This is a genomic window from Bradyrhizobium sp. 2S1 (genome assembly GCF_011516625.5).
Taxonomy (GTDB): domain Bacteria; phylum Pseudomonadota; class Alphaproteobacteria; order Rhizobiales; family Xanthobacteraceae; genus Bradyrhizobium; species Bradyrhizobium septentrionale.
On the sequence record NZ_CP147717.1, the window covers coordinates 6,062,180 to 6,076,356 of the forward strand.

14 protein-coding genes are annotated in these 14,177 nt (G+C 62.1%); 8 read left to right on the plus strand and 6 right to left on the minus strand.

Annotation, left to right across the window (positions count from 1 at the left end):
- The first annotated feature begins 243 nt into the window (after positions 1-243).
- On the plus strand, positions 244-618 hold the full coding sequence (locus HAP54_RS28730) for a Gfo/Idh/MocA family protein (protein WP_175619499.1): 375 nt from the start codon (positions 244-246) through the stop codon (positions 616-618).
- 176 nt (positions 619-794) lie between these two features.
- Positions 795-1,772: an acyltransferase family protein gene (locus tag HAP54_RS28735; RefSeq protein WP_166306185.1), complete on the plus strand. Its 978-nt coding sequence runs from the start codon at positions 795-797 to the stop codon at positions 1,770-1,772.
- Between the two features lie 348 nt (positions 1,773-2,120).
- Here HAP54_RS28735 and HAP54_RS28740 read toward each other — a convergent pair whose 3' ends face one another.
- From HAP54_RS28740 to HAP54_RS28750, 3 genes are read right to left on the minus strand one after another with little or no spacing between them, the layout of a single operon-like run.
- Positions 2,121-3,404 (minus strand): IS256 family transposase, encoded by a 1,284-nt coding sequence (locus HAP54_RS28740; RefSeq protein ID WP_166298302.1) that lies wholly within the window; start codon positions 3,402-3,404, stop codon positions 2,121-2,123.
- Positions 3,377-4,381 carry a recombinase family protein gene (locus tag HAP54_RS28745; protein WP_166306187.1) on the minus strand — a complete coding sequence of 335 codons (1,005 nt, stop codon included), beginning with the start codon at positions 4,379-4,381 and terminating at the stop codon, positions 3,377-3,379. Before HAP54_RS28745 ends, HAP54_RS28740 begins: the two co-directional genes overlap by 28 nt.
- Before the next feature lie 25 nt (positions 4,382-4,406).
- Positions 4,407-5,843 (minus strand): IS701 family transposase, encoded by a 1,437-nt coding sequence (locus HAP54_RS28750; protein ID WP_166307160.1) that lies wholly within the window; start codon positions 5,841-5,843, stop codon positions 4,407-4,409.
- A 134-nt stretch (positions 5,844-5,977) separates the two neighbouring features.
- Between HAP54_RS28750 and HAP54_RS28755 the strand changes: the two genes are divergently transcribed.
- Together HAP54_RS28755 and HAP54_RS28760 are read left to right on the plus strand one after the other, a co-directional pair.
- Complete coding sequence (locus HAP54_RS28755) at positions 5,978-7,312, plus strand: IS1182 family transposase (protein ID WP_166202952.1); 1,335 nt, start codon at positions 5,978-5,980, stop codon at positions 7,310-7,312.
- 213 nt (positions 7,313-7,525) lie between these two features.
- Entirely contained in the window at positions 7,526-7,864 is a 339-nt protein-coding gene (locus HAP54_RS28760; protein ID WP_224742035.1) for a DUF4189 domain-containing protein, read from the plus strand.
- 208 nt (positions 7,865-8,072) lie between these two features.
- Here the strand turns inward: HAP54_RS28760 and HAP54_RS28765 are convergent, their stop codons facing one another.
- The gene (locus HAP54_RS28765) at positions 8,073-8,549 is read right to left on the minus strand and encodes a tetratricopeptide repeat protein (RefSeq protein WP_166306193.1); all 477 of its coding nucleotides are present in this window, start codon (positions 8,547-8,549) and stop codon (positions 8,073-8,075) included.
- 250 nt (positions 8,550-8,799) lie between these two features.
- Positions 8,800-9,489: an alpha/beta hydrolase family protein gene (locus tag HAP54_RS28770; RefSeq protein ID WP_248114435.1), complete on the minus strand. Its 690-nt coding sequence runs from the start codon at positions 9,487-9,489 to the stop codon at positions 8,800-8,802.
- A 497-nt stretch (positions 9,490-9,986) separates the two neighbouring features.
- Between HAP54_RS28770 and HAP54_RS28775 the strand changes: the two genes are divergently transcribed.
- Positions 9,987-10,397: a DUF2000 family protein gene (locus HAP54_RS28775; RefSeq protein ID WP_166306196.1), complete on the plus strand. Its 411-nt coding sequence runs from the start codon at positions 9,987-9,989 to the stop codon at positions 10,395-10,397.
- 240 nt (positions 10,398-10,637) lie between these two features.
- On the opposite strand, the gene HAP54_RS28780 is transcribed toward HAP54_RS28775, so the two are convergent.
- Positions 10,638-11,297: a DUF4239 domain-containing protein gene (locus tag HAP54_RS28780; RefSeq protein ID WP_224741750.1), complete on the minus strand. Its 660-nt coding sequence runs from the start codon at positions 11,295-11,297 to the stop codon at positions 10,638-10,640.
- A gap of 415 nt (positions 11,298-11,712) precedes the next feature.
- Between HAP54_RS28780 and HAP54_RS28785 the strand changes: the two genes are divergently transcribed.
- From HAP54_RS28785 to HAP54_RS28795, 3 genes are read left to right on the plus strand one after another with little or no spacing between them, the layout of a single operon-like run.
- Positions 11,713-12,438 carry a TetR/AcrR family transcriptional regulator gene (locus HAP54_RS28785; protein ID WP_414646150.1) on the plus strand — a complete coding sequence of 242 codons (726 nt, stop codon included), beginning with the start codon at positions 11,713-11,715 and terminating at the stop codon, positions 12,436-12,438.
- Positions 12,435-13,220, plus strand: coding sequence for an HlyD family secretion protein (locus tag HAP54_RS28790; protein ID WP_166306199.1), 786 nt, complete (start codon positions 12,435-12,437; stop codon positions 13,218-13,220). The genes HAP54_RS28785 and HAP54_RS28790 overlap by 4 nt, the downstream gene beginning before the upstream one ends.
- On the plus strand, positions 13,217-14,176 hold the full coding sequence (locus tag HAP54_RS28795; protein WP_166306202.1) for an ABC transporter ATP-binding protein: 960 nt from the start codon (positions 13,217-13,219) through the stop codon (positions 14,174-14,176). Before HAP54_RS28790 ends, HAP54_RS28795 begins: the two co-directional genes overlap by 4 nt.
- Position 14,177 lies beyond the last annotated feature (1 nt).

The window sequence follows — 14,177 nt, forward strand, 5'->3', positions numbered from 1 at the left end:
AGGGACCGACCCTTCAGTCTGATGTGCCTGTACGCCTTGCCTAATCCCACGTTTTCTGGGTAATGGACGTTTCCGCGCGGCTCGCAAGGCCGCTTGTTCCCTCGGCTGTTCGGTTGGCTGCAACGGTCGGCCGCGAGACAAGACAGGGCCTGTTGCATGATCAGATTTGGCCTACTCGGGTGCGGGCGCATCGCCAAGCGTCATTCCGATCTCCTGGGTGGCAATCACATCGAGGGAGCCATCATGTCGATATTCTGGAGGTTGTTCTTCGGCGATGTGGTGAGCGTGCATGCCCGGGCGGCAACGGCGCTGGCCAAGATCGAAACCGAGGACACCGCGGTCGCAACGCTGAAGTTCCGCAATGGCGCGCTCGGGATCATCGAGGCGACCACTGCGGCGCGTCCGACCGATCTCGAGGGTTCGCTGTCGATCCTGGGCGAGAAAGGCACCGTCGAGATTTCCGGTTTCGCGGTCAACCAGATCCGGCACTGGCGCTTCGTCGAAGAGCTGCCGTCGGACAAGGACGTCGTGGAGAAATTCTCGGTCAACCCGCCGAACGTCTACGGCTTCGGCCATCAGGCCTACTATCATCATGTGGTCGATTGCCTGGAAAACTAGCGCGCCGCGCTGGTCGACGGGCTGGAAGGGCGCAAGAGCCTGGAGCTGATCTCGGCCCTCTATGAATCGATCGAGACCGGCGAGGAAATGGCGCTGCGCTTCACGCCGCGCTTGAGCCGGTTGGGTGTGAGTGCATTAGGCCGGCGTCATCAAAGAGGTTGAAGAGTGCCCCATTAATGAGCCAGAAACTGGTAGGGTTGCAGGTCGGAAGAGCTTTAGCCGCGCTCAGCGTGGCTTATTTCCATTCCTGGCACGTCACGATGCAGTTCCCGCCGGATACCGCTTATCCAATTCCCTTGCTCCGTGATTATGGTGAACTCGGCGTCCATTTCTTCTTCACGATAAGCGGCTTCGTCATCTGCATGGTCGTGACGTCGCCACGGTTTGCAATCTCAAGCTTTGTGACGCAGCGGTTCTTCAGGATATGGCCGCTGTGGATCGGGACATCGATCGTCTATTTGTATTTGACGAGATACCTCGGCAGGGGTCCGAACCAGACGATCGGCGCGTTCTTCTATTCGCTCACATTGCTGCCGACCGAAGGCAATCCCTTTTATGACGTGGGTTGGAGTCTGCAGCATGAGGTCGCGTTCTATCTCGCGGCAGCCCTGATTGTGCCGAGGCTCGGCACCTACGCACTGATCGCGTTTTTGAGCTTGTGTGCGATGGCAGACCACACGCTATCCTTGCCGTGGTACCTGCATCAGTATTTCAGCTTCTACCCGTATTTCGTTGCGGGGATCCTTGCTTTTCTAGTTCATCCGCGAGCGGGCAGGGCAGGCGTCGTTGCGCCACTTGTCGCAGGCTTCATGCTGCTATGGTTGCTCCCGCGACCTTTTTACCCGCTTCCGATGTTCTGCCTGCTGATCGGATTGGCGAACTTCAAGCCGAGGACCGTTTTTGGTGAAGTGTTGGTTGCGCTCGGAGACGCGTCTTACTCGATCTACTTGATCCATGTGCTGGTGTTCTATTACGTATACATCCACCTTCGACCGCCGCTTCCGCCGCTCTGGTCTCAGGAACCGATGCGATATGGCGCGCTGATCGTCGTTTGCTTTTTGGCGCTGGCATCGTGGCGGTTTTTCGAGAGGCCGATGATCTTATTCGGCCACAGGCTCAGTAAGCCGCGCAATCAACAGTCACGTGCGGCTTAGCCGGTGCCTGGCCGACCGCTCATTTGGCCTCGTGCGGCCGCTTCTGCCATACACTGGTTGTGGCCGCTAGAATGGAAGGTGCCGGCCATACCTCTGCAGAATGGCTGCGAGGGCCTGCGGTCGCTACCGCTACCAGGGCATTCCACAAAACTGACCCGCCGCGGGCAGCTCTCACAGAGGCGCAAAAACAGGAAGGCGCCGATCGCTATTCCGTAGTTCTTCCGATAGCGTCCGCTAATGCGTTTGCCAGATCTTCTACAGTCTTAAAGCAGGCCCCACCGAGAAGGCTTACATCTACGGGCGTGCCCGCTTGGAGCTATCGCCAAATTTTGGTGACGGCGCGGCCGGTCAGGCGGCGGCGGTTATGGGCTGACGGTCAGTCGGTTTGGCGATGACCTCGATCCCATCGTTGAATGTCACACCGAGAACGAGTTTTGGCAACTGGTTGTGGCCATCGAGACGACGCCAGCTTTTCTGCGCGGCCTCAAGCAGTTTGAAGACCATCGCGAGCGCCGTTCTGTTGGACAGGCAGCCCTTCGATCGGATCGTGCGGTGGCGCACGGTAGCGAAGGTGCTTTCAATGGGATTGGTGGTCCGCAGGTGTTTCCAGTGTTCGGCCGGGAAGTCGTAGAACGCCAGTAGCGTGTCCCGATCCTTGCTCAGGCAGTCGGCCGCCTTCTCGTATTTGGGCGTGTAGCTCTCGATGAAGGCGTCGAACGCCAGCTCGGCGGCGGCCTTGGTTTCGGCCATCCAGATCTCCTGCAACGCGCGTTTGGCTTTAGGCTGCTGGCTCTTCGGCAACTTGGCGATCACGTTGGCGGTCTTGTGTACCCAGCAGCGCTGCTCGCGCGTTTTCGGCCAGACCTCGCCGGCGGCCTTCCAGAACCCGAGCGCGCCGTCGGCGATGGTGAGCCGCGGTGGCACGCCGAGCCCGCGCCGCTTCAGGTCGAGCAGCAGATCGCGCCAGTCCTGCGCGCTCTCGCGGGCGCCATCGGTGAAGCCGACCAGTTCCTTGCGGCCTTCCGGCGTCGCGCCGATCAGCACCAGGATGCACTGCTTTTCGTCTTCGAGGCGTGCTTGGAGATGGATGCCATCGGCCCAGATGTAGACGTAGCGCTTCGCCGACAGATCGCGCCTCTGCCACGCGGTGTGTTCGTCAAGCCAACCGTCCTTCAGACGGCCGATGGCGGATGCCGACAACCCGGCAGCATCCTTGCCGAGCAGCGCCGCCAGAGCCTCGGAGAAGTCGCCGGTGGAGATACCCTTCAGGTAAAGGATCGGCAGCAGCGTCTCGATCGATTTCGAGCGGCGCATGTAGGGCGGCAGGATCGACGGAGAGAACCGGATGCGGTCGGGATCGGTAGCCTCCGCCTCGCGATCGCGTACACGCGGCTGGCGGACGCCGACCGGACCGATACCGGTCATAACCTCGCGTTCCGGCAGGTGACCGTGGCGCACGACGCGCTGGTGGCCGTCCGCAGTCTTCAAATCGGCATGCTTGCCGAGAAAGTCCGCGACCTCGGCCTCGACCGCCTGGGCCAACAGAGCACGCGCCCCATTGCGCAAGATTTCGGTGAGTTGATCGTCGACGTTTCCTGGCTGAATCAACTTGATGATGTTATCTTTGGCCACGGCATATCGCTCCTTCGGTGGAGAAGTGGAGGCGTCAAGCACCCCCACGATATGCCGCCTTCCCGATTCCCGCCGTCACCAACTTTCAGCGATAGCTCGCCCGCTTGGCGGCCCGGTAAATCAACAGAACGCGATAACACGAAATCGTGGATGCCTTCAGCAGCGTCCATGCGAATGGAAACTGCTAGATCAATACTGGTTTGTCGGCGTTGCCTTAGAATCCACTGCAAATGCCCAGGTTCGGTCTTGAGGCATCGGAGCATGTAAATTTGAACTCTAAATTTGTCGTTCACGACGTATGCTCTGGCATTGAAGTCGAAGCGGGCTGTCAAATCCAGGCGACGCATCTCCGCGAAAAGCACTTGCAGAATGCGTTGGCGCTTCAATGAAGTCTCTCGCTTAGCAGATCCATTGGAAAATTTGCTCGGACGATATCCAATCAACTCGTAAGCGTTTGCGAGGCTGCCGAAGCGCTTCTTATAGCTTTGAGTTGTCGGCATCGACTCTGCATTGTTGATAAGCGTGCTATTCAGGCGACCTTTTAGCTTTAGAAGGTGGCTGAGATTTTCAAGCATGTGCTGGTCAGACTTGCGTCTTGTGAGTTCGGCGAACCTCCGTTGTACAGCCTGAAACAGGTGCTCGTCGACCACTGCCCCAAACGCGTTGACTGATCGTATCCACATCTCCGGCGGGTTCTTCACCGCCTTGATTTTCAGCTTGAATGAAGTGCGATTGTAGATGTTGTTGCCGATGTACTTCTCGTTTGAAAGCATGTTCGAGATTGTGGTTCGATTCCACGGCCTCCCGAATTCGTTGACGTGCCCTTCCTCATTCAATTCTTTGGCTATTTGAATTTCATTCTTTCCGTCGAATGCAAAAGATATGAACATGCGCCGGACTAGGGCTACTTCATCGGCCGGCCCCGGAACAAGAATAACGCGGTCGGATTGAATGAATTTTCGCTCTCCGTGGGCCAAAGTGACTCTTGGAGAGCCCCTAGTCCTACTGCGTCACAAACGATGATCTGTCTAGTGGTCGAACTTGATCGCACAACAAGGACATCTCGACAGCGTTCGGACGAGCCCATGTTCGAGGCGCCGTCGCATCGTCGCGATCGAATTTGGAATGTGACGTTGGGTCCGCAGCGGCAAATCCGCGGGGTCTGTAATCTGCGGGAATGCGATCGAGCAGGATCGGCCGGGCGTGCCGAGTGCCTGAGGGGGGAATCGTCTCCCGCTCGGAGATCAGGAATCCGTAGGCTGCGATGCACATTGTTGCGTGATGATGAAAGCCGCGCCAGCCGCGTCCCTCGAAGTGGCCGAGCCCGACCTCCTGCTTGAGTTCCTGATAGTCGCGTTCGATGCGCCAGCGCAATTTAGCCGTCTCAACGAGAGTCCGGAATGCCACATCCTCCGGCAATGTCGAGAGCCAGTATTTGGTAGGCTGGTCCTCGCCTTTTGGCCATTCGATCAGCAACCATTCCTCCAATCGCCGGGTGGTTTGCCAATAATCACGATGCGCGGCACGGACCCGCACGCGGGCAAAGCGCGAGGTCAGCTTTTCGTTCGTTCCTTGCCGCCACGTGATGGTGCGCCAAGCTTTGTCCGGCAGGCCGATCGCGAGCGCCTTGACGGCGGCCGGCTGATGCTGACGGTTGCGGCGCATCAGTTTCGGTGGACGGCCGCGGCCCGACCATGGCTTCGGCGGCAAGGGACCGGTACCGGGCGCCCATACCGTTGTGCTCGACAGAAGACCCGCCACATAGGTCAATCCCAGCGCCGTGATCTCCGTGCGCAGGTCGCTGTTATTGCCATAGCCCGCGTCCATCAGTACGACACCGCGTGGAAGGCCGCTCGCGCAGGCCCACCGCAACTGCTCCAGCGCGATCTCCGGCTTGGTCCGGAAGCCAACTTCGGCAGGAATGCCCACCTTGCGCCGCCGATCGCAGTCCTCAGTCCATTCCTTCGGAAGATAAAGGCGATAAGCGACAGGCAGGCTGGCGTGGTGGTTGGCAATCGACAGTGACACCGCCACCTGACAATTATCCTGCTTGCCGAGCTGCCCGCAATATTGCCGTGCAACTCCAACTGAATGTCGGCCCTGCTTGGGAAATCCGGTATCGTCGATGATCCAGGCTTCGATGGGGCCCTGGCGTTCAATCGCCGGCAGGACCATCTCACGTACCTTGCCCAGCACCTTCTCATCCGACCAGGCGCCGCTGCCGACGAAATGCAGCAGCGATTGATGCTGGGCGGCCGTCCGTTCCGGAGCTGTCACCGCCGCCATCGACTCCACGCTCTTGCGACCGCCACAGGCCATCAGGCCGACGCAATAGTCGCGCAGCGGCGCCTTCCGATCAGCATGACCGATGACACTGGCAAGCCCTTCCAAATACGTCGCAAATCGCTTCTCGCTCGTCTTGGTGCCACGCCCGCTCATGTCGGCCTCTCGACTGATGGTCCGTGCTTCATCCATCGCTGATTCTGGCCGGCGGTTTTGTGACTCAGTCAGACTAGGAGCTTGTCTGGATAGTCGCTGTTCAAATCTGGTCGGGTCTGATTCAACATTGGGCGATGAGCAAGTATTTTCGGCCTTGGAACATCGATCAGACGCTGCTTCTGCCGCCGAATGTGCAGGACTTCGTGCCGAAAGGCCATGTCTCGCGGTTTATGGTTGATCTGGTGCGGGAGAGCCTCGATCTCAGGGAGATCATGGGCAGCTATGTGAGCGGGCTTGGGCAGCCGCCGTTTGATCCGCGGATGATGGTGGCGCTGCTGCTGCATAGCTATGCGAGTGGGCTGTATTCGTCGCGTCGGATTGCCAAGGCCTGCCGGGAGCGGAACGATTTTGTGATGATCGTGGCGCTGGATGCGCCGGATTTTCGGACGATCAGCGACTTTCGCAAGCGACATTTGAAGGCGCTCGGCGCGCTATTCGTGCAGGTTCTGAAGTTGTGCGAGACGGCCGGGCTGGTCAAGCTCGGTCATGTCGCGCTGGATGGTACGAAGATCAAGGCGAACGCGTCGAAACACAAGGCGATGAGTTATGAGCGCATGAAGAAGCGCGAGGCGGAATTGAAGGCCGAGGTCGCTCGCATGCTGGCGGCCGCCGAGGCGGCGGATGCCTCGGAGGATGAGACTTTCGGCAACAGCGACGAACTGCCGGACTGGACCGTCGACAAGCAGAAACGGCTGGCGAAGATCCAGCAAGCGATGGCGGCGCTGGAAGCGGACGCCAAACTGGCGGCGGAGGAAGAGCGCCGCATCGAGGCCGAAAAGGAACAGCAGCGCCAGGCCGAAGGCCGCAAGAAGCCGGGCAAACCGGCGGCGCTGCCATCGGAGGAACCCAATCCCAAGGCGCAACGCAACTTCACCGATCCGGAAAGCCGCATCATGAAGTCGAAGGATGGCTTCGTTCAGGCCTATAATGCCCAGGCGGCCGTCGATGCACATGCCCAGATCATTGTCGCGCAAGAACTGACCCAGCACGGCAGCGATCAGGGCCAGTTGGTGCCCCTGATCGAGGCCATCGAGAGCAATCTTGGCCGCAAGCCGCGGCAGGCCTCAGCGGATTCCGGCTACTGCAGCGAAGCCAATCTCGAAGCGCTCGACACACGCAGCATCGATGGCTATGTCGCGCCCGGACGCGCCAAGCACCCGACAGTAGCGAACGGAAAAGTCGGCGGCCCGCTGACACAGGCCATGCGAAAGAAGATCGACGATGGCGGCTTCGAAACACCCTACCGATTGCGAAAGCAAGTGGTGGAGCCGGTGTTCGGGCAGATCAAACAGGCAAGAGGCTTCCGCCAGTTCCTGTTGCGGGGCATCGAGAAAGTGCGCGCCGAGTGGACAATGATCTGCACCGTCCATAACCTCCTCAAGCTGTTCAACCTCGCAAACGCAGCCTGAGCCTGCTACTCTACAACAAATGCCCGTCACGAAAACATATCTGGACGGGCTCCTAGGCCGGGACGACGAGTGGATTGGACTCGCTCTCAACCCGTCATTCACCATCTGGAAACGACCCCCGCGTAGAGTCCGCGCCGGGTTCTGGGGGATTTCCGCTTGATCATTTCGACCGCCGCCGCGCAGCGTCGCGCGCTGACGATTCTTGTCCTGACATTGCTGATTGGCGCCACGCGTTTCACCGTGGACAATATTGTCCCCAAGGCTCACGCGGCCGGCGCGTTCGCGGTCGGCAAATGCGGTGCCTATGGCCAGGCCTATGACTATCCGGCGGAGGGCGCGGCGCTGAAGCAGTGCAAGGGCGACTGCACCACCGTGACCATGAAGCGCGCCTGTGCCGCGCTCGCGATCGACATGAAAAATCCCTGCGGCGCGCACGGCTATGCGGTGGCGCCGAAGATCTCGAGCTCACTGAATGCCGCGACCAAGAAGTGCTACGAATTTGGCGGCAAGGAATGCGTGATCCGCGCCTGGGCCTGCGACGCCAAGGGGTAGACCAACGGACTCCGCATCACCTTGCCCCGCGTGCGGGGAGAGGTCGGAACGCATCGCTGGATGCGTTCCGGGTGAGGGGGAGTCTCCGCAAACGCAGCCATCACCGAATGCGCGGAGACAGCCCCTCACCCCGACCCTCTCCCCGTAAAGAACGGGGAGAGGGAGCGCAGCCCCGTCGCGGTCGCTATTCGACCCGACTCATCGCGTTCTAGCGGTCGACGTGCGGGTCGATCTTCTTCGCCGCCGCGATGTCTGCCTCGCCGGCCGCAACATCGCCCTGCTGGCGTTTGGTGATGCCGCGCCAGTACAGCGCCGCGGCGGAGGCCGGTTGCAGCCGGAGCGCTGAATCGAATTCGGCGACCGCATTGTCGTATTTGCCGGTTGCGAGAAACACGATGCCACGGCCGATCAAGGCGAGATCGAAGTCGGGCGCGAGCGCGGCCGCCTTGCTGTAGTCGGCCAGCGCATGGTCGTAATCCTTCCGCACCAGATAGATGTCGCCGCGCGCCCCGACCGCAAAGGCATCGCTCGGATCGAGCCGGATCACCTGTTCGATATCGGCGAGGCTGCGGTCGAGATCGCCGGTCTGCGCATAGGCCTGGGCGCGGGAGGTGAGGGCTTTTGCGAGATCCTTGCCGGTGAACTTGCCTGACGCGATTGCCTCGGTACATCCCGCGACTTGCACGTCCCAAGCGACGTCAGGCTTTCCGGTGCATCTCGTATCCAGCGCGGTCTCAGCGCGCGCATGCGCCGCTGGGCAAGCCAGGGCGAGGGCGGCGCCGATCATCCAGGCGGAAGACTTTGACGAACGGCGTTTCGCCATCGATGAGGTCCGAATGACAGGGTTCGGGCATCGCGAAGCCGCATGCCCGCCCGTTTGTCGCGGGCGGGGAAAGGCAGGTTCAGGGATTTGGTGCTGGAGCATCCAGCGCCGTTCAGTTCTCGCCAACGTGCTGTCCAACGGCATAGACATGGCACGCGCTGTCCTTGTTGGAGCACTCCGCGATGGCATTGTCGCGCGCTTCGGCGACCGTCCGGCCGTTGCTGGAGCCGCAGCCGCCCTTGTCGTCGACGGCAAAGGCCTTGGCATCGCTGCGATAGCTGGTGTAGCGGGCAAACATCTTCTGGCTGCCCGGCGAAAGACCGGGCGGTGCAGGAAGCGCGGCGGGCTCCGGCAGATCGATCGCAACCGCGCTCGGCAGCTTCAGTTCGGCCAGGAACGGCTCGACGATCGGCAGCCATCTGCTGGCCGCGCCCTCGGTGACGAGGTCGTGGCCGTTTTTGCCAAAGGGCGGCAATATCTGCAGTCGGGCCGGCGCGCCGCCGGCCGTGTAGGCGGCGAACATCTGGCGCGCCAGATCGGGACCGTAAAACTGGTCGTTTTCGGCATAGAGCCAGAGCGCGGGCACGCGCACAGCGCGGCTGAGCGCCGCCACGGTTTCGACGAGACGCTCAGGCGCACAAGGTTCGCCTGGCTTGACCGTTGAGTGGTAACCGCCGTCAAAGTTCACGATGCCCACGACCCCGGCCGGATTGCGCTGCGCGGCGGCGAGCATGGTCAGCCCGCCGGTGGAGTGTCCGAGCAGCAGGATGTGATCGCCGTCGACCCAGGGCTCGTTGCGCACCGCTGAGATCGCCGCATCGTCCGAAGCCGCGGCGCATGATGGAGAGCGTCGCGTAGCCGCGCTGCGCCAGTGCGACAGCGGCGAGGTTGAAGCTGATCGGCGTGCGTCGTGTGATCTTGTCGAAGAAGCCTTCGCCGCCGCCCGGCGTGCCATGCGTCATGATCACCAGCGGAAACCGGCCGGGCCGATCCGGGCGAATGACGTAAGCGTCGAGCGTCAGGTCCTTGCCGGAGATGTTGACGGGCAACAGCAGCGGCGCGGCGATCAGGCCGGGCAGCAGGCCGCGGTCCTCGGCATGCGCGACGGTGACGAACGACAGCAGCAGCGCGAGCAAAATTCGCATGTCAAACCCTCAGGGCAGGGGCCGCGAGCGAGCCTTATCATGGAGCCGCGCGATGCAGCGAGGAGAAAGCAGCGTCCGGCTGCTGCGAATATGAAGGCAAGGTTTGCATCGCCGGGACTGGTCTGAACCGGCGTGTTGCCGCTAAACTCCCGCGATGCAATTCGACACTAAGATCGCGGTCGTGATCCGCACCGACCTGGAAGTCTGGCAGAAGCTCAACGTGGCGTCATTTCTGGCGGGGGGCATCGCGGCTTCGTTTCCCGACTGTATCGGCGAGAATTACGAGGACGGCTCGGGGACCAGATATCTGTCCCTGATCGGCCAGCCGATCCTGATCTACGGCGCCGACCGTGCGCAGCTGTCGCGAGCGCTGGAGCGCGCGCTGGCGCGTGACGTGCGGCCGGCGCTCTACACCGAGGACATGTTCAGGACCACGCATGATGCCGCCAACCGCGAGGTGGTGAAGGCGGTCGCACGCGCCGAGCTCAACCTGGTCGGCCTTGCCTTTCGCGCCGAGCGCAAGGTGGTCGACAAGATCCTCGATGGGCTGAAGTTTCACACGTAGCGGGCTGCGGGCGTAGCATCGGTAGAGCGTAGCGAAACCCATCAATCATGTCCGCGGCGCGAATGATGGGTATCGCTTCCGCCTTCGCTCTGCGAGCTACGGCGAACAAGCCGCTCCATCCTACGGATCTACCGGTGCAGGCCGGCGATTATCGGCTCGCCTCCTTGTCGGGCATGATTTGCAGCAACGGCGTCGGCGCAATCGATATCTGACCCGTGAATGGCCGATCATGCGCGGCAATCAGCAGAGCCGATGTGGCCACCCCCGTCGCGAACAGTCCCATCGCGATGGCCGATCCCAGCCGATTGTCGCAGTGAACAAGGGCAATGACCAGCAACTCGCAGACGGCCTGAAGGTAGAGGCACCACCACTTGACCGAGTTGCTTCCGACTGACTGACGATGATCCGTTGTCGTCGCGCATCAAGCGCCGAATTCAGCGCGGTGATGATCTCGTGCTGCGTCGTCTGCTGGCCAGGGCTTTGCGCGGGCATGGATACGACAAGCCGCAACGCCGCGGTCAGTGCGGGAGGTGCCGCCTTGAGTGAAGCCGTCTGGCGCGCCATCATCGGCCATTCCACGGCGACAGTTTCCTCGACGTAGTCGCGAACGAGGTCGCGCAGGCGCGCCTCCTGCTCCGGCGGCAAGCCGCCAGCGAGCAGGATGACTGCCCGCAGCGAACTGGCTTCGCGGCTCACCGCCGCGGTGGCGCGATCACTGTCATTCCAGACCTGTGCCGCGGTGAAGGCGACAAACAGGCCGAAGATGATGCCGAGCACCGGCAACATGCCGGGCGAGATCGATTTGAATGACGGTGCTCGCGCCTTGGTCGATAGGATCGCAACGCCTGCGAAAACAAGAATGGCAAGAAGATAGGTGAAGCCGAAGACGATGAAGGCCATCCACGGCACAGAAAGGTTGTGTAACCAATCGCTCATTGGTGTTTCCCCCGCCGATCGCTTGTATCAGCTCCCGCTGCACCCGCGAGAACGTAAAACTGCGTCCCCACCCGCACTGTCATCGCCCGGCTTGCCGCCTTCGCTAAAGCTTCGGCGTGCCGGGGATTCGTGGCCTCGTCGAAGCCTTGGCGTAGACGGGACCGGGCGATCCGGTACGCCGCGGCCTCTCGACTCAAGCACTGACGTCTCAGGAATACTGGATCACCCGCATGCGCGGGTGATGACACCGAACAATGACGGCGAGAGATGGGGTTCAGGCGCGTCCTGACGACCTGCCGGCGGGTAGGAACACTTAATGTCACGGGACGTCTTCTTCCATCATATTGACAATGACTGACCAGTCAGTCATAATACGAGCGTGACCAAGCGCACGAAAACATCGACCCGCACCTCGTCTGCCAGGCGCCGGACCACGATCCGGGCCGCCGCGGCGAGGGTCCCGAAGGTGGTCTCGGCCAAGCTGCCCGAGCCGAAGCCGGCCGCGAACCGTGCCGAGAAATCGGCGGAGCGGCGGGCGGCGATCGTCGAGGCGGCAATGGACGAGTTCATCGCCCGCGGCTTTGCCGCGACCCGGCTCGACGACGTCGCCAAACGGGCGGGCGTCGCCAAGGGCACGCTCTATCTCTACTTCAAGGACAAGGAATCGATGTTCGAGGAGCTGATCCGCACCGCGCTGGTGCCGCTGATCAGCCGCATGACAGCGCTGCCGGCGATCACCGGCCCGGTGCGCGACGCGGTGGAGGGATTTGCCGAGACCTTCATCCGCGAGATCGTCTCGACCCGGCGCGGCGACATCATCCGGCTCATCGTCTCGGAGGGACCGCGCTTCCCGGCGATCGCCGATTTCTATTTCCGCGAGGTGGTGTCGAAGGGCCTCGCCGGCATGAAGGCGCTGGTCCAACTCGCGATCACGCGCGGCGAGATCAAGCACCGGGAGCTCGGGCAATTCCCGCAACTGGTCGTGGCGCCCGCGATCGTCGCAGTGATCTGGCAGAGCCTGTTTGCCCGGCACGCGCCGCTCGACGGGCTCGCGATGTTCAAGGTTCATCTCGATCTGATCTTCGGCGAACGGAGGACAACATGACCTCGTCGCGCATGATGAAGCTTCTGACCGTGGTCGCGCTGGCGGCGGCGCTGGCCGGTTGTCAGGAAAAGCGGGATCCCGGCTTCCAGGGCTGGGTCGAGGCCGACATGATCTTCGTCAGCCCGGACGAGTCCGGCCGCGTGATCAAGCTCAACGTCCGCGAGGGCGACGAGGTCAAGCCCGGCGATCAGCTTTATTCGGTCGACGACGATCTGCAGCGCGCCGATCTCAACCAGAACAATGCGACACTGGCGAACGCGCAGCAGAGCTATGACCGCGCGGCCTCGCTGCGCGGCACCGGCGCCGGCACCCAGGCCAATCTGGATTCCGCGCTCTCGGCGCTGCGCGTCGCGGAGGCCCGCGTCGTGAGCTCGCAGACGCGGCTCGACCGCCGCAAGGGCTTTGCGCCGATCGCAGGCGCGATCCAGCAGATCTATTTCCGCGAAGGCGAGATGGTGCAGGCGCAGCGGCCGGTGCTGTCGATCATGCCGCCCGGCAACATGAAGCTGCGCTTCTTCGTGCCGGAGGCTGAGTTGCCGAAGCTCGCACTCGGCGACCAGGTGAGAGTGACCTGCGACAATTGCGCCGCCGATCTCACCGCAAAGATCTATTTCATCGCCACCACGGCGGAGTACACGCCGCCGGTGATCTACAGCCTCGATGAGCGCAACAAGCTAGTCTATCTGATCCAGGCGCGGCCGAGCCGGCCCGATGTGCTGCGCGTCGGCCAGCCGATCAGCATCTACCTCAATCCCAAGACGCCGTTGGCGGACCGCAGATGAATAGCGGCCCGACCAGCGCGCGGCCCAACGCATCCGGCATCGCGATCGATGTGAAGGGCCTGAGCAAATCGTTCAGCGGGCGCGAGGTGGTCCATGACCTGTCGATGCAGGTCAAGCGCGGCTCGATCTACGGCTTCCTCGGTCCCAACGGCAGCGGCAAGACCACGACCATCCGCATCCTGTGCGGCCTGTTGACGCCCGACAGCGGCGAGGGCACCTGCCTCGGCTACGATATCAGGCGCGATGCCGACAAGATCAAGCGCAAGGTTGGCTACATGACGCAGCGCTTCAGCCTGTATCAGGATCTGTCGGTGCGCGAGAACCTGGAATTCGTGGCGCGACTCTATGGCATGCCGGATGCGCGCGGCGCCGCGCGCGACATGATCGCGCGCATCGGCCTCAAGGGCCGGGAGGAGCAGCTTGCCGCCAATCTCTCCGGCGGCTGGAAGCAGCGGCTTGCGCTCGGCGCCTGCACGCTGCCCAATCCGCAATTGCTGCTGCTGGACGAGCCGACCGCTGGCGTCGATCCCAAGGCGCGGCGCGATTTCTGGAACGAGATCCACGCGCTCGCCGCCGACGGCCTGACCGTGTTGGTCTCGACCCATTACATGGACGAGGCCGAGCGCTGTCACGAGATCGCCTATATCGCCTATGGCCATCTGCTGGCGCACGGCACCGTGGACGAGGTGATCGCAGCCTCCGCGCTGTCGACCTGGACGGTGACGGGCGAGGATTTCAACGGGCTGATGACCGAGCTCACGGGCAAGCCCGGCGTCGACATGGTGGCGCCGTTCGGCACCAGCCTGCACGTCTCCGGCCGCGACAAGGCCGCGCTCGAGGCCGCCATCGCGCCCTACCGCGACAATCTGAAGTGGCGCTGGCAGGCGAGCGAGCCGTCGCTCGAAGACGTCTTCATCGACCTGATGGGTCGCTCCAAGGACAATTTTCAAGGATAGG